Genomic DNA, 15025 nt, shown 5'->3' on the forward strand with positions numbered 1-15025 from the left:
GGCATCGGTATTACGATCCGGTGGTGGGGAGTTATGTGAATCAGGATCCGATTGGGTTGATGGGGGGGGTGAATGTATATGCATATGCAGCATCACCCATGATAAAAATTGACCCTTTGGGACTATGGTCCACAAGTGCACATAATAAGATATTGGATGCTTACGGAGTAAAGGCCGGCTTGAGCTCTGACTCAGTGGCTAGAATGCAGCAAGGCTCAAGAGAGGCTGATAGGTCTCGTTTTCAGGACGAGCATCATGGGTATATGCATACAATGAGTTCAAAAACATTGTCAAAAAAAGAATCATGCTTGAAGGCAAACGAATTTCTAGACACCTTTATTGATGGAAATGCTGAAGGTGATCCAATATCGGATTTTATGCTTGGATTCGGCCTTCATGCAGTAATGGATTCGACATCGCCAGCACATTCGAATTTCGAGATATGGAGGAAGCGTGACTTTCATAGACATGGCCCATTCCCAACATCAATAGAAAATGATCCTAGACAAAGCCAAATAGAATTTGCAGTAGATAAAATGATTGATTTCAAAAATGGAATGAGATTTGACTGCTCTTGTTTTGATTAGGGAATTTTAAATCCTGAAATTAATGGCAAATAAACATGAGAAAACTGACATTAACTATAAGTCTATGTATTTTAACTTTTACTCAAAATTCCATGGCTGCAGATGAAAAAGAATGGATGTTGTTGAGTAGATCCGATGGATGCATATCATTGGAGGAGTTGTATTTTGAGTATCAATATCTAAATCAAAAGAAAACTCCTAGTGAAATATTTGGTGAGGTGAAGAAAAAATATAAAACAACAACCATTAAACCATTTCTGGATTATATAAAAGACGAAAAAACGGATGGAGAGAAGATTGGATTAAATGAGAGATCATTTTTTAAGAATTTCAATAGAAAAAATGCGATAATCATTGAAAGCAAAGAAGATAATATTGAAATAATTCTAGTCACGAAATTATTGTGCGAAAAGATTTTTAAAAAATAGAATACTTAACCACAGTAGCAGGAAAAACCACCAAGGACGATCTCCCTAGGGCGCATGATGAATTTCTCGTCTAAGCTCAGCACCTAAGTGACTGGCGGCAGCATTCGTATCACGCATATAGTACTAAACACATCCATTTCTACCACAGGGATAGCAACTGCCTCACCCACGCCGAACGCATGCAGCACGGCGGGGACACCCGCCATATAGAACCCATGGTCTACACAAGCCGGGTAGCTTCACGCATGGGTACCACGGCCAGCGAACCCTCTGCTGGTCAAGCCATTACCGCAGGCCAGCCAGACCGGGGCGCCCCCAGTCACACGTTGGCCCTGACCTTCACGCAAACCATGATCAGTTGCATACAGGCTCAACTGTAAAAACAGTAAAGAGAGCAGCACGCCCACATCGCCATCCACCACTACGACTGCGACCACCTGGGCACGCCAATGGCGCTGACGGACCAGACAGGCTAGGTGGCCTGAGCAGCAAAGCTGGACCCTTGGGGAAATGGTACTGCATGAGTACAAAACGCAGGGCATACACTAGGCGATCCGGCTGCCGAGGCAGCACCATTCCATTTCGGTGCGGCATTGCACGTCATACAAGATGCGACTTCACCCTCTCACTCGGGATTTCAATTTTTGATTGGACAAGAGAGTACTATGGAAATTCTTATTCATATTGGCTAGGAATCGATTGTTCCCAGTAAGGATAGCTCTCTATTTGAGAGTACAAAGAAATCGTGGGAAGCATTTAAATCCGGCGACATAAATGGATTCACCTGCCCCTGTAAATAAAATGAGAAATTGCAGTTTCATAACGTGCACAGCATTTATGTGGCCCGCTACCTGCTGGGGATCAGGCGATATATCTGCCATCTATTTAATTTCAGTAGATACGTTGGTTTTTATATTCTCAATATATTGCGTAACAAAAATCAAATGTACGAAGAATAAGTTATATGCAATGGCATCTATTTTTCTCCTATTTCTTTCCAAGAGTATTATTAATTTCAAAATACCTTTTGTTGATAATAAATTTTCCATAATAACATCAACTTGCATTTTTGTTATAGCAAGTTTTTGCATCATCATCCGTTTCAAGAAATAGTATGTATACAAAATATACTGTGGAAAGCTCCGTATAAAATTGGTGATAAAAAAGCGCCACGGTGCACAGCACAAAGCAATTTCAGTTAAATGCAGCCTAACTTCAAGGGCAGGAAAAGAATGGCAACGGCGCATCGTCATTCCCTGCCATCCCTGCGACCATCTGGGCACGCCAAACCCATCCTCGCTACCAAAGCACAGTACAGGTCTCATCGTGAATTAAATTCACAGATGGTGTTCCAGCAGACTGTCTAGTCCCGCGCAGCCCTTGAATCCATGATCCCGCCATCGACAGACATCGGATTCCTTGCATGCAGCAACTTTTTCCATCGCTTTCCACGGCCTCGGGCGCGGTCCTTCTGGCGCTTGTGATTTCCACGCCAGCCATGGCGGATTCGACGGTGCCGGCGGGTTCGGCTGAAGCCTCCAACTGGGCCGCCACCTGGCAGGCCAGCCCGCAGCCGGTCTGGGGGGCGGACTTCCTCTTTCCCACCAATCTGCCCGCTGTGCTGCAGGACCAGACCGTGCGCCAGGTGGCGCGCATCAGCCTGGGCGGGCCGCGCCTGCGCATCGTGCTGTCCAACGCCTACGGCGGCCAGCCTGTGACGGTGGGCAGGGCCACCGTGGCAAAGTCGTTGCCGGAGGGCGCCATTGACGCTGGCAGCCTGCAGGCCGTGACTTTTGGCGGCAGCGCGCAAGCCACCATTGCCGCAGGCGCATCCCTGGTCAGCGACCCTGTGGCCTTGCCGCTGTCCTCGCTGTCGCAGGTGGCCGTGAGCCTGTACCTGCCCGGCGCCATGCCTGTGCAGAGTTTTCACTGGGATGGCCGCCAGACCGGCTGGATCGTGGCGGGCGACCAGTCCGCTGCTGCGGCGCTGCGGACTTCGGACCCTGGCGCAATCAGCAGCACGGCCCGCCCGCTGTTGGCGGGTATTCAGGTCGAGGCCAACCCCGCGTCACCCGCGGCGCCCGTGGTAGCGGTGATGGGCGACTCCATCACCGACGGCGCCACGGCCAGCCTGGACCGGGACAGCCGCTGGCCGGACTTCCTGGCCGCGCGCCTTGCGCCGCACGGCGCGGCAGTGGTCAATGCTGGCATCTCTGGCGCGCGCCTGCTGTCCGATGGCATGGGCGAGCATGCGCTGGCGCGGCTGGAGCGTGATGTGTTGGCCCAGCCCGGTGTGCGCAGCCTCATCGTGCTGCTGGGCATCAACGATATTTCCTGGCCCGGCACGGCCTTTGCGCGGCAGGCGCCGCGTCCCACGCTGCAGGACATGGCAGAGGGCTATCGCCAATTGATCGCCAGGGCGCGCAGCCACGGGCTGCGCGTGATCGGCGCCACCTTGCCGCCCTTCGAGGGCGCCTTGCCAGGCACGCCGCTGGACGACTACTACCAGGACGACAAGGACGATCTGCGCCGGCAGGTGAACGCCTGGATACGCCTGGGCGGCGCCTTCGATGCGGTGATCGACTTCGATGCCGTGCTGCGCGATGGCGCCCATCCCTCCCGCATGGCGGCGCGCTTCGACTCGGGCGACCGGCTGCATCCTGGCGACGAAGGCAATCGCGCCATGGCCGATGCGGTGGATCTGAACGCCATACTGCCGGGCCTGCTGCCGCGCTAGCCGCGCCTGCACGCGGTGGAGGTGGCGTTGATGGTGGCGTTGGCGGCGGCGGGGCTGTCTACCTATAAAATGCAAATGGTTCTCATTTGTCATTCGTCCCTGGCCTGCCTGCGCCCTGGGATACAGGGAGGGGTATCGTGGCCGCCGCCGAGTTCGCGCTTCAGCAACAAGTCGAAATTCTCTACACCGATCACCACGGCTGGTTGCGCGGCCTGCTGCGCCGCAAGCTGGGCAATGCCTTTGATGCGGCCGATCTGGCGCACGACGTTTACCTGCAACTGCTGCGCACCGGCCGTGTTCCGCCGGCCGACGAGCACCGCCGCCATCTCACCCAGATCGCCAACGGCCTGGTGATCGACCTGTACCGGCGCCGCCGCGTGGAGGCGGCCTATCTTGAAGCGCTGGCCCTGCTGCCCGAGCAGATGGCGCCCTCCGAAGAAACACGTGCCCTTGCGCTGGAGGCGCTGGTGGAGATCGATGCCGCGTTGAACGGCCTGCCGCCCAAGGCGCGCAAGGCCTTGCTGCTGTGCAAGCTCGACGGCATGGCCTACCGCGACATCGCGGCCGAGCTGGGCGTGTCCGTGTCTTCGGTGGAGAAATACATCGCCGCCGGCCTGCTGGCCTGCTACCAGGCGCTGCACGGCCCGGTGTGCTGAACGGCCCGTCCGCATGTCCTCATCACCGGCATCGCCCGACGCCTCCAGCGAGCTGCTGGAGCCGGCCATTGTCCAGCGCGCCGCCGAATGGATGGCCCGGCTGTGGGCCGATGACGCCAGCGACGAAGACCGCGCCGCCTGCGCCCGCTGGCGTGCCGAGCATCCGCGGAACGAACTGGCCTGGAGCCGCCTGCAGGCCTTTGACGACAAGCTGCGCAGCGTGCCCGGCGGCATTGCGCGGCATGCGCTGGCGGACACCTTCGCTGCGTCGCCGGCGCCACGCCGTGGCCGCCGCCGCGCCATGCAGGTGTTGGGCTTCATGGCCATGGCCGGTGGCATTGCCCATGTGGTGCGCGGCACCGATGCCTGGCAAATCGCCGCTGCCAGCCATGGCACGGCGCGTGGCGAGGTCCGCGAGATCACGCTGCCGGATGGCACGCAGGTGGTGCTGGCATCGGCCTCGGCCATCGACCTGCGCTTTGACGGGGCCGAACGCCTGATCCTGCTGCGCGCTGGTGAAATCCTCGTGACCACTGCGCCTGATCCGCAAAGCACACCGCGCCCGCTGCGCGTGCGCTCGCGCCACGGCACGGTGCAGGCCCTGGGCACGCGCTTCACGCTGCGCCAGGAAGATGAGCAGTCCCGCGTGGCCGTGTTCGAGGGCGCGGTGGAAGTGCGTCCCGCCCGGGCGCCGGGCCAGGTGGTGCGCGTGGAGGCAGGGCAGGGCGCCGTCTTCTCCGGCGATCTGGCCCAGCCCCCGGTGGCCGCGCAGGAAAGCGCCGCCGCCTGGGCGCGCGGCGTGCTGGTGGCCGACAACATGCCGCTGGGCGAACTGGTGGCCGAGCTGGCGCGCTACCGCACGGGCCTGCTGCGCTGCGACCCGCAGGTGGCCGGCCTGCGCGTCACGGGCGTGTTCTCGCTGCGCGATACCGACCGCGCCCTGCACAACCTGGCGCTGGGCCTGCCCGTGCAGGTGGTCGCGCGCACGCGCTACTGGGTCACGGTGCAGGCGGCGGGCTGAGGCGCCTTTCACCGCGGCGCCTTCCTCGTCTCTCGGAACCCGTTACCGGCTGATTCAACTTCCTGCCCCTGCGGATTGAGGGTTTGGCGTTCTCGTTCGGAAGACAGGCAAGAGCCCTTGTTTTCTGTCCCGCCATGCCCTCCAGGAAATCCCATGCACTCCACCGATGCCGATGACCCCCAGGCCGGCCTCGGCCCCATTGCGCAGACGCTGCAGCCCATCCGCGCGCAGCTTGTTCTTGCCGCGCTGCTGTCGTTTGCGGGCGCCGTGCTGGCGCTGGCGCCGCTGGCCGGCATTGCCCACATCGCGCGGCTGGCGCTGGCCGATGGCGGCATGGCGGCGGCCGATGCCTGGCGCGTCATCGTGCTGTGCCTTGTCTGCCTGTTCGCAGGCATGGCCCTGGTGTCGGCGGGCGAGCTGGTCGCCCACCTGGCCGACAACCGACTCACCCACGGACTGCGCCTGTCGGCCATGCAGCGGCTGGCGCGCGTGCCGCTGGGCTGGTTTACCGAGCGGGCCTCGGGCCAGGTCAAGCAGGCCATGCAGGACGACGTGGCCACCCTGCACGAGCTGACTGCGCACTTCTACACCACCGTGGGGCGCGGTGCGGGCACGGTGGCCGCTTCTGCGGTCTACCTGGTGGCCATGGACTGGCGCATGGCCCTGGTCTCGGCCCTGCCGTTCGGCATCTTCTTTCTGGTGATGCGCCACGCCATGCAGGCCAGCAGTGCCCATATGCCGGCCTTTGGCGCGGGACTGGCGCGCATCAACAACGCCGTGGTGGAGTTCGTGCACGGCATTCCCGTGGTCAAGGCCTTTGGTGCCAGCGGGCGCGCCCATGGCAGCTACCGCGAGGCCGTCGATGGTTTTACCGACGCCTTCCTCGGCTTTGCGCGCCCGCTGGTGTCGGCGCGCGCCAATGCTAATGCGTTGATCGCGCCCGTGGCCGTGCTGGGCGTGGTGCTGGCCTTCGGCACGCTGTTCACGGCCCTGGGCTGGATGGCGCCCGTGGATGTGCTGCCCTTTGCCCTGGTGGCGCCGGGCATCAGCGCGCCGCTGCAGCTGCTCAGCTTCAACCTGCATGCGCTCAACCACGCCACGGGCGCCGCCCAGCGCGTGCAGGCGCTGCTGCGCACGCCCGTGCTGGAGCAACCGGCCGCCGATCAATGCAGGCTGCCCCAAGGCTGCGAAGTCCGCTTCGAAGGCGTGGGCCATGCCTACGAGGCGGGGCATGACGTGCTCAAGAGCATGGATTTCACGCTCAGGCCCGGCACGGTGACCGCCGTGGTCGGTGCCTCGGGCGCGGGCAAGTCCACGCTCGCCCGGCTGTTGCTGCGTTTCTTCGACCCGAACGAAGGGCGCATCACGCTGGGCGGGGTGGACCTGCGGCAGATCGAGACCCGGCAGCTGTACCGCCACCTGGCTTTTGTGCTTCAGGACGTGCGCCTGGTGCACGCCAGCGTGCGCGAGAACATTGCGCTGGGCCGGCCCTCGGCCAGCGCGCAGGAAGTGGAAGAGGCGGCGCGCGCCGCCCACATCCATGAGCGCATCCTGGCGCTGCCGCGCGGCTATGACTCCGTGATCGGCGAAGACGCCCAGTTGTCCGGCGGCGAGCAGCAGCGCGTGAGCATTGCGCGCGCCGTGCTGCTGGATGCGCCCGTGCTGGTGCTGGACGAGCCCACGGCCGCTGCCGATGCCGAGAGCGAGGCTGCCATCCAGGAAGCCCTGTCGCGCCGGGCCAACGGACGCACCCTGCTGGTCATCGCCCACCGGCTGGACACCGTCATGCATGCGGACCAGATCCTGGTGGTGGAGGGCGGAGCCATCCGCGAGCGCGGCCGCCATGCCGAGCTGCTGGCGCTGGGCGGACGCTACGCGCGGCTGTGGGCGCTGGGCGGGTACGCACCACCGCCTACGCAAGCCCAGCCTTTCACCCCCGCCCTGGCCCCGGAGCTGCCGTCATGCTGAAGACCCTGATGCAACTGCTGGGCGACGATGCCCGGCTTTTCCGCCGCTATGCCTGGATGGCCGTGCTGCATGGCCTGCTCAGCGGCCTGGTCGTCACCGCTCTTGTGCCCGTGCTGTCGCGCCTGCTGGCAGGCGATACGCGCGGCGCCGCGGCCTGGCTGGCCGTGCTGCTGGCGGGCGTGGTGCTGTGCTGGGCCTGGCAGCGCCAGGTGGAAAAAGCCGGCCTGGGCCTGGGCGCGGCCGTGCTGCGCGTGGCGCGCCACCGGCTTGGTGACCATGTGGCCCGCCTGCCCGTGGGATGGTTCACCCCCGAGAACACGGCCCGGCTCAACCACGTCGTTTCGCAGGGAATGATGGAAGTGGCCCAGCTGCCGGCCCATGTGTTCACGCCCGTGTTCAGCGGCGCCGTGGCGCCCGTTGCCGTGGTGGCCGCGCTGTGTGCCATGGACTGGCGCATGGGCCTGATTGCATTGCTGGCGCTGCCGCTGCTGGCAGGCGTGCTGCTGGTCACCGCGCACCTGGGCCGCCGTGCCGACGAGCGCCTGCAGCGCAGCATGGCTGGCGCCAGCCAGCGCATGGTGGAGTTTGCGCAGGCGCAGTCGGTGCTGCGCGCCTTCAATGGCGAAGGCGGCGGCACGCGCTGGCTGGAGCAGGCCCTGGGCCGGCAGCGCGCATCGGGCGCGCAGTCCATCCGCCTGGTGGCGCTGTCGGGCGTGCTCAATGGCTGGGCCGTGCAGGCCGTGTTTGCGGCCTTGCTGGTGGCCGGCGCGCTGTGGCTGGACGAGCGCCTGGGCGGCGTTGCAGCACAGGGCATGGGCATGGGAATGGAAGCCGCCATCCCCGTGATCGTGGCCCTGCTGCTGGCCTGCCGCCATGTCGATCCGCTGCTGGAGGTGGCCGGCTACGCCGACTCGCTGCGCGCCGCGCGCGTGCAGCTCGATGCCGTGCGCGACATCCTCGCGGTCCAGCCGCTGCCCGAGCCCGCCATACCCCAGGCGCCGCGCGATGCCTCGGTGGAGCTGCGCGATGTGGTGTTCCGCTACGGGCCGGGCCAGCCCGAGGTGCTGCGCGGCCTGAGCCTGCGCGTGGAGCCGGGCTCGATGACGGCGCTGGTGGGCGCCTCGGGCTCTGGCAAGTCCTCGGTGCTGCGGCTGATCGCGCGCTTTTTCGACGTGCAGCAGGGCAGCGTGCTGGTGGGCGGCATGGATGTGCGCCAGATCGCGGGCGAGCGGCTGGCCGGGCAGATCAGCCAGATCTTTCAGGACAGCTACCTTTTCCAGGGCTCCATTGCCGACAACATCCGCATGGGCCGCCCGCAGGCCAGTGATGCCGAGGTGATGGAGGCCGCGCGCCAAGCCGGCGTGGCCGAAATCATCGGTCGCCTGCCGCAGGGCCTGGACACGCCCGTGGGCGAGGGTGGGGCGCGCCTGTCTGGCGGCGAGCGCCAGCGCATCGCCATTGCCCGCGCGCTCATCAAGGACGCGCCCATCCTCCTGGTCGATGAGGCCACGGCCGCGCTGGATGCCGAGAACCAGGCCGCCATCGCCCAGGCGCTGGCGCGGCTGCGCGGCCGGCGCACGCTGATCGTGATTGCCCACCAACTGTCCACCGTGGCCATGGCCGACGAGATCATCGTGCTGGACCAGGGCCGCGTCAGTGAGCAGGGCCCGCCGCAGCAGCTGGCGCAGGCGCAAGGCCTGTATGCGCGCTTTCTGGCGCGGCGGCGCGCCGCCAAGGGCTGGCGCATTGCGGGAACGCGCACGGGAACGGCCACAGGCACGGGCGAGGACCTCCGTTGAGCGAGCCTGCGAAGCCAAAGACAAGGACGCAGGCCCCGCGCCTGGCGCCGTGGCTGCTGCCCTTTGCCGCGCTGTGCTGCGCGTCCGTGCTTATCGGCGCGCGGCAGGTGGACTGGGGCCAGCTGCTGTCGCTGTCGGGCGATGCCTGGCTCACCCTCACGGCCAGCCGCCTGCCGCGCCTGGCAGCGCTGGTGCTCACGGGGGTGGGGCTGTCGGTGTGCGGCGTGGTGCTGCAGCAGATCGTGCAGAACCGCTTTGTGGAGCCTGCTACCTGCGGCGGCCTGGATGCGGCCAAGCTGGGCATTCTGGTGTCGCTGACGGTGGCGCCCGCCTCGGCCTTCACCTCGGGCGCGTGGGGCGTGGCCTGGCGCATGGTGTTCGCGCTGGTGTTCTGCCTGGGCGCCAGCCTGCTGTACGTGGCCATCATCCGCCGCATGCGCCTGCGCAACCTGGTGCTGGTGCCCGTGGTGGGCCTGATGTACGGCAGCGTGCTCAGCGCCATCGCCGAGTTCCATGCCTTTCGCCACAACCTGCTGCAAAGCATGCAGGGCTGGCTGCTGGGCGACTTCTCGCGCATCGTGCAGGGCCACTACGAAATCATCTATCTCATCGTGCCCATCGTGGCACTCACCTATGCGTTTGCGCACCGCTTCACCGTGCTGGGCATGGGCGAGGGCATGGCCACCAGCCTGGGCCTGAGCTATCCGGCGCTGGCCACGCTGGGCCTGGTGCTGGTGGCGGTCACCGTCTCGGCCACGGTCATCACCGTGGGCGCCATTCCCTTCGTGGGCCTGGTCATTCCCAACCTGGTGGCCATGCGCTGCGGCGAAAACCTGGGCCGCACCCTGCCCATCGTCGCGCTCAGCGGCGCCTCGCTGCTGCTGGCCTGCGACATCGTGGGCCGGCTGATCATGCACCCCTTCGAGGTGCCGATCGGCCTGACGGCGGGTAGCGTGGGCGGCGTGCTCTTCCTCGTGCTCATCCTGCGCAGGAGGCCGTGATGCGCAAGGCCTTGCCTCAGACAACCGCATGGATTGCGGCTGCCGTGGTTGCCGTCGCGCTGGCGGCCTGCTTCGTGCTGCTGGGCTCGGGCCTGGACTTCGGCTACGTCATTGCACGGCGGCTGACGCGGCTGTCGGCCATCGTCATCGGCGGCATCTGCATTGCGCTGTCGTCCATCGTCTTCCAGACGCTTGCGGGCAACCGCATCCTCACCCCCGCCATCATGGGCTACGAGGCGGTCTACCTGCTGCTGCAGGCGCTGCTGGTGCTGGCCATGGGCGTGCAAAGCCTGGTGGTGCTGGGCCCCGGCGGCAACTTCTGGCTGTCGGTGGCGTGCATGCTGGGCTACTCCTGGGCCCTGCACCGCTGGCTGCTGGGTGCGGGGCGGGACAACGTGTACTTCCTGCTGCTGCTGGGCCTGGTGCTGGGCATGGTGATAGGCACCTTCACGCAGTTCGTGCAGCTGCGCATCAGTCCCGGAGAGTTCTCTGTGCTGCAGGGCTACAGCTACACCTCGTTCAACCGCGCCCGGCCCGCGCAGCTGCTGTGGTCGGCGCTGATCGTGGCCGTGGCCTGCGTGATCGTGCGGCGCAGCCTGCCCGTGCTGGATGTGCTGGCCCTGGGGCGCGAGCAGGCCATCTCGCTGGGCGTGCACTACCAGCGCCAGCTGCGCCTGCAGCTGGCGCTGATTGCCGCGCTGGTGGCGGTGTCCACCAGCCTGCTGGGGCCCACGGCCTTCATGGGCATCTTCGTGGCCCACATCAGCTATGCGCTGGCGGGCACGGCGCGCCACCGCGTCACGCTGCCGCTGGGCTGCGCCGTGGCCGTGTCCATTTTCATCGCGGCGCAGCTGGCGGTGGAGCATGTCTTCAACTACCGCACCTCGGTGGGCATCCTCGTCAACCTGGTGTGCGGCAGCTACTTCCTCGCGCTCATGGTGCGCGGGCGCGGCCGGGCCTGAGCCGGCCCCTGTCCTCCCAAAAATACCCAACGCAATGCATCCCATTTTTCAGGAGAGAAAGCCCGTGACCCGTCTGTTCCGCATTCCCCATCACGCTTCCATGTTGGCCCTGGCCGCGGCCCTGGCCCTGTCGGCCTGCGACCGGCCCGCCAACCCGTCGGCACAGGCCGCAGCGCCGCAGGCGGCGGCCGGCGAGTTCAAGCCCGTCACCGTGCAGCACCAGCTGGGCACCACGGTGGTGGAGCGCCCGCCGCAGCGCGTGGCCGCGCTGGACATGAACGAGGCCGACTTCCTCGACCAGCTCGGCGTGCCCATTGCCGGCATGCCCAAGGACTTCGTGCCCCACTTCCTGGCACGGTACAAGGACGATGCCAGCGTGCAGGACCTGGGCTCCATCGTCCAGCCCAACCTGGAGCGCGTGCACGCGCTCAAGCCTGACCTGGTGCTGATCTCGCCCATCCAGGCCAGCGCCTACCAGGAGCTTTCGGGCTTTGCGCCCACGGTGCATTTCGACGTGGACTTCAGGAACAGCGGCACCCGGCACCTGGACACCGTGCGCGATCATCTGCTCACCCTGGGCCGCATCTTCGGCAAGGAGGACCTGGCGCGCGCCAAGGCCGCCGAGATGGACGACAAGGTCGCCCAGGCCCGGCGCGCCACCGAGGGCCGTGCGGAGACGGCCCTCATCGTCATGCACAACAACGGCGCCTTCAGCTCCTTCGGGCCGCAGTCGCGCTACGGCTTTGTCTTCAACGCGCTGGGCGTCAAGCCCGCCAGCACGGCGGCCGAGGCCGACCTGCACGGCCAGCCCATCTCCAGCGAATTCATACAGCAGGCCAACCCGGACATCCTCTACGTGATCGACCGCACGGCCATCATGCAGCGCCGCCCCGGCATGGACGCCGCAGGCATGGACAACCCGCTGCTGCGCCAGACCAGCGCCTGGAAGAACAACCGCGTGGTCTTCGTCGATTCAGAGGCCTGGTACGTCACGGCGGCCAGCGTGACTTCGGTGAAGCTCATGGTCGATGACGTGCTCAAGGGCTACGGCGATGCGCCAGCAGCGGGCGCGGGCCCGGTGGCCGCTGCGGTTGCAAATTGATCGCATTCTCGATTGAGGGTTTGGCTTTCTCGTTCGGAAGACAAGGTGAAACACCCAACGCCTACCCGAATCGAAAGGAGTCCCGCATGGCACTACGCCATCCATCCCGCCCCGCACAGAACGGCGCATCGCGCGCCCTGCCGCACCCGGCCTTTGCCTCCAGGCACACGGCCATCGCCGTGCAAATGCTCTGCATGGCGGGCCTGGCACTGGGCGGCCTGGCCGTGGCCATGCCGTCCGCGCTGGCGCAGGCGGCTGCCCAGGGGGCCGCATCTGGAGCAGCCTCCGGGGCGGCACCCGGCGAGGGCCCCCGCGCCTTCAGCATCCCCGCCGGCCCGCTGGGCCAGGCGCTCAACGCCTTTGCCGCAGCGGCCGGCGTGGAGCTGACGGTGGATTCCAGCCTGCTGCAAGGCCGCAGCAGTGCAGGCCTGTCGGGCAGCTACAGCGTGGCCGAAGGCTTTGCCGAGCTGCTGCGCGGCCAGGGCCTGCGCGCGCTGCGCGAGGCCAACGGCAGCTACACCCTGGGCCGTGACCGCAACGCCGCAGCGCCCGTGGAGGGCGGCGTGCTCCTGCCCGCCGTCACCGTGCGCGCACAGGCTCAGCAGGCGCCGGAAGCCTATGCGGGCGGCCAGGTATCCACAGGCGGCCGCATGGGCCTGCTGGGCGACAAGGACTTCATGGAGACGCCCTTCAACACCATCAGCTACACCGAGAAATTCATCGCCGACCGCCAGGCCCGCGACATCACCGACGTGATCTCCGCCGCCGACCCCACCGTGTTCAGCACGGGCATGACCGGCATCATCAGCGAGAACTATTCCATTCGCGGCTTCAGCTCCAGCATTGGCGATGTGACCTTTGGCGGGTTGTTCGGCGTGGCGCCGTTCTACCGCGCATCGCCAGAAATGTTCGAGCGCGTGGACGTGCTCAAGGGCCCATCGGCCCTGCTCAACGGCATGCCGCCTGGCGGCTCGGTGGGCGGCACGGTCAACCTCGTGCCCAAGCGCGCGGGCGATGAGCCGCTCACGCGGCTGACCACCTCCTTCATGTCCGATGCGCAACTGGGCGCCCACATCGACCTGGGCCGCCGCTTTGGCGAGCGCAAGCAGTTCGGCATCCGCTTCAACGGCGTGCTGCGCGACGGCGACGGCGCCGTGAACCACCAGGAAAAAGAGACCCGGCTGGCCTCGCTGGGCCTGGACTGGCGCGGCGACCGTGCCCGCCTGTCGGCCGACCTGTACAGCAGCGATGACCGCACCGACGGCCTGAACCGCGGCATCAACCTGGCCGCAGGCCTGCCCGTGCCCAGGCCGCCCAAGGCCGACACCCTGCTCAACCCCAGCTGGGCCTTCTACGACACCAAGGACAAGGGCGCCATGGTGCGCGGCGAGCTTGACCTGGGCGACAGCGTCACCGCCTATGCCGCCGTGGGCACCAGCAAGACCCGGTACCGCTCCACGGGCGCCTATCTGATCCAGGTCTTCAACACGGCAGGCGACTACCGCACCAACCTGGCCGACCTGGGCTTCGAGATGGACAAGAAGTCGGCCGAGGCCGGCCTCAAGGGCAAGTTCAACACGGCCGGCGTGGGCCACCAGTGGGCGCTCAACGCCACCTACTACACGCATACCGACAAGCAGTTCGGCCGCCGCAACGTGCTGGCCCAGGACTGGATCACCAACATCTACAACCCCATCTGGGGCCCGGCCACCAGCTTCAACGCGCCCCCGATCTCGCGCACCGAACTGCGGCTGACCAGCATCGGCATGGCCGACACCCTGTCTTTTGCGCAGGACCGCGTGCAGCTCACCCTGGGCCTGCGCCGCCAGCAGGTGCTCAGCGACACCTTCAACGTGGCCACGGGCGCGCGCACCTCGCGCTATGACGAAGGCGCCACCACGCCGGCCGCCGCGCTGCTGGTGAAGGCCAGCGAGCGTGTCTCGGTCTACGCCAACTACATCGAAGGCCTGAGCCAGGGCGCCACCGCACCCATGACGGCGGCCAACGCGGGCGAAGTGTTCGCTCCCTACAAATCCAGGCAAAAGGAGCTGGGCCTGAAGCTGGACCTGGGCGACTTCGCCCACACCTTCAGCCTCTACGAGATCCAGCGCCCCAACGGCTACACCGATCCTGTCTCCAACGTCTTCTCCTTCGGCGGCGAGCAACGCAACCGGGGCGTGGAATGGGGCTTCTTCGGCAACGTGGCCACGGGCGTGCGCCTGATGGGCGGCATTGCCTACGTACAGCCCAAGCTCACCCGCACGGCCGGCGGCGTGAACCAGGGCAAGCTGGCAGCGGGCGTGCCCAGGCTGCAGGGCAAGCTGGGTGTGGAGTGGGACGTGCCTGCCCTGCAGGGCCTGACGCTGACGGCCAATGCCACCACGGCATCCAGGCAGTACATCAATGCCGACAACTCGCTGTCCGTGCCGGGCCGCACCGTGTTCGACGTTGGCGCGCGCTATGTGACCACGGCGGCCGGCCATCCGCTCACGCTGCGCGGCAGCATCACCAACGTGGCCAACAAGGCCTACTGGGCCACGCCGCTGTGGACCAGCCTGGGTCTGGGCGCGCCGCGCACTTTCATGCTGTCGGCCACGGTTGATTTCTGAGCGATGACACGGCGCCTTGCCGTAGATCAAGCCGAGCCCGAGCCGGGCCGAGCCTGCGCTGCCGCCCTGCGGGCTATAAACTAGCCCGATGGGGCGGCGAGCATGCCGGCCCCCCCCCCCCCCCCCCCCCCCGTAACCAGTGGCAAAAGCAGCTG

Annotated in this window: 12 protein-coding genes; 11 read left to right on the plus strand and 1 reads right to left on the minus strand. The window is 65.3% G+C overall.

Annotated elements, in window-relative coordinates:
- Both IAE24_RS29370 and IAE24_RS29375 read left to right on the plus strand, forming a co-directional pair.
- A partial coding sequence (locus IAE24_RS29370) for an RHS repeat-associated core domain-containing protein (RefSeq protein ID WP_199962465.1) occupies positions 1 to 587 on the plus strand: 587 nt, incomplete at its 5' end.
- Positions 588 to 622: 35 nt separating this feature from the next.
- The gene (locus IAE24_RS29375) at positions 623 to 1015 is read left to right on the plus strand and encodes a hypothetical protein (RefSeq protein WP_233630805.1); all 393 of its coding nucleotides are present in this window, start codon (positions 623 to 625) and stop codon (positions 1013 to 1015) included.
- Positions 1016 to 1896: 881 nt separating this feature from the next.
- Here IAE24_RS29375 and IAE24_RS29385 read toward each other — a convergent pair.
- Positions 1897 to 2340 carry a hypothetical protein gene (locus IAE24_RS29385; RefSeq protein WP_199962467.1) on the minus strand — a complete coding sequence of 148 codons (444 nt, stop codon included), beginning with the start codon at positions 2338 to 2340 and terminating at the stop codon, positions 1897 to 1899.
- Positions 2341 to 2438: 98 nt separating this feature from the next.
- Between IAE24_RS29385 and IAE24_RS29390 the strand changes: the two genes are divergently transcribed.
- The 9 genes from IAE24_RS29390 to IAE24_RS29430 all read left to right on the plus strand — a co-directional run bounded on the left by IAE24_RS29390 (position 2439) and on the right by IAE24_RS29430 (position 14870).
- Positions 2439 to 3752 (plus strand): SGNH/GDSL hydrolase family protein, encoded by a 1314-nt coding sequence (locus IAE24_RS29390; protein WP_199962468.1) that lies wholly within the window; start codon positions 2439 to 2441, stop codon positions 3750 to 3752.
- A 137-nt stretch (positions 3753 to 3889) separates the two neighbouring features.
- Entirely contained in the window at positions 3890 to 4408 is a 519-nt protein-coding gene (locus tag IAE24_RS29395) for a sigma-70 family RNA polymerase sigma factor (protein ID WP_013803359.1), read from the plus strand.
- A 13-nt stretch (positions 4409 to 4421) separates the two neighbouring features.
- Positions 4422 to 5429: a FecR domain-containing protein gene (locus IAE24_RS29400; protein ID WP_199962469.1), complete on the plus strand. Its 1008-nt coding sequence runs from the start codon at positions 4422 to 4424 to the stop codon at positions 5427 to 5429.
- 153 nt (positions 5430 to 5582) lie between these two features.
- Positions 5583 to 7397 carry an ABC transporter ATP-binding protein gene (locus tag IAE24_RS29405; protein ID WP_199962470.1) on the plus strand — a complete coding sequence of 605 codons (1815 nt, stop codon included), beginning with the start codon at positions 5583 to 5585 and terminating at the stop codon, positions 7395 to 7397.
- On the plus strand, positions 7391 to 9196 hold the full coding sequence (locus IAE24_RS29410) for an ABC transporter ATP-binding protein (RefSeq protein ID WP_199962471.1): 1806 nt from the start codon (positions 7391 to 7393) through the stop codon (positions 9194 to 9196). Before IAE24_RS29405 ends, IAE24_RS29410 begins: the two co-directional genes overlap by 7 nt.
- On the plus strand, positions 9193 to 10197 hold the full coding sequence (locus IAE24_RS29415) for an ABC transporter permease (protein ID WP_325100582.1): 1005 nt from the start codon (positions 9193 to 9195) through the stop codon (positions 10195 to 10197). Before IAE24_RS29410 ends, IAE24_RS29415 begins: the two co-directional genes overlap by 4 nt.
- Positions 10197 to 11159 carry an iron chelate uptake ABC transporter family permease subunit gene (locus IAE24_RS29420; RefSeq protein WP_199962472.1) on the plus strand — a complete coding sequence of 321 codons (963 nt, stop codon included), beginning with the start codon at positions 10197 to 10199 and terminating at the stop codon, positions 11157 to 11159. Before IAE24_RS29415 ends, IAE24_RS29420 begins: the two co-directional genes overlap by 1 nt.
- A gap of 64 nt (positions 11160 to 11223) precedes the next feature.
- Entirely contained in the window at positions 11224 to 12261 is a 1038-nt protein-coding gene (locus IAE24_RS29425) for a siderophore ABC transporter substrate-binding protein (RefSeq protein WP_325100583.1), read from the plus strand.
- 86 nt (positions 12262 to 12347) lie between these two features.
- Complete coding sequence (locus IAE24_RS29430; protein ID WP_199962473.1) at positions 12348 to 14870, plus strand: TonB-dependent receptor; 2523 nt, start codon at positions 12348 to 12350, stop codon at positions 14868 to 14870.
- Positions 14871 to 15025: the final 155 nt, after the last annotated feature.

Origin of the sequence: Delftia sp. S65 (assembly GCF_016516495.1) — a bacterium.
Lineage (GTDB): Bacteria > Pseudomonadota > Gammaproteobacteria > Burkholderiales > Burkholderiaceae_C > Comamonas > Comamonas acidovorans.

What these genes read in the sequence shown, in the direction of transcription:
- IAE24_RS29375 (WP_233630805.1), top strand. Translation starts at nt 623, where the DNA reads ATGAGAAAACTGACATTAACTATAAGTCTATGTATTTTAACTTTTACT.
- IAE24_RS29420 (WP_199962472.1), top strand. Translation starts at nt 10,197, where the DNA reads ATGCGCAAGGCCTTGCCTCAGACAACCGCATGGATTGCGGCTGCCGTG.
- IAE24_RS29390 (WP_199962468.1), top strand. Translation starts at nt 2,439, where the DNA reads ATGCAGCAACTTTTTCCATCGCTTTCCACGGCCTCGGGCGCGGTCCTT.
- IAE24_RS29405 (WP_199962470.1), top strand. Translation starts at nt 5,583, where the DNA reads ATGCACTCCACCGATGCCGATGACCCCCAGGCCGGCCTCGGCCCCATT.
- IAE24_RS29385 (WP_199962467.1), bottom strand. Translation starts at nt 2,340, where the DNA reads ATGAGACCTGTACTGTGCTTTGGTAGCGAGGATGGGTTTGGCGTGCCC.
- IAE24_RS29400 (WP_199962469.1), top strand. Translation starts at nt 4,422, where the DNA reads ATGTCCTCATCACCGGCATCGCCCGACGCCTCCAGCGAGCTGCTGGAG.
- IAE24_RS29430 (WP_199962473.1), top strand. Translation starts at nt 12,348, where the DNA reads ATGGCACTACGCCATCCATCCCGCCCCGCACAGAACGGCGCATCGCGC.
- IAE24_RS29410 (WP_199962471.1), top strand. Translation starts at nt 7,391, where the DNA reads ATGCTGAAGACCCTGATGCAACTGCTGGGCGACGATGCCCGGCTTTTC.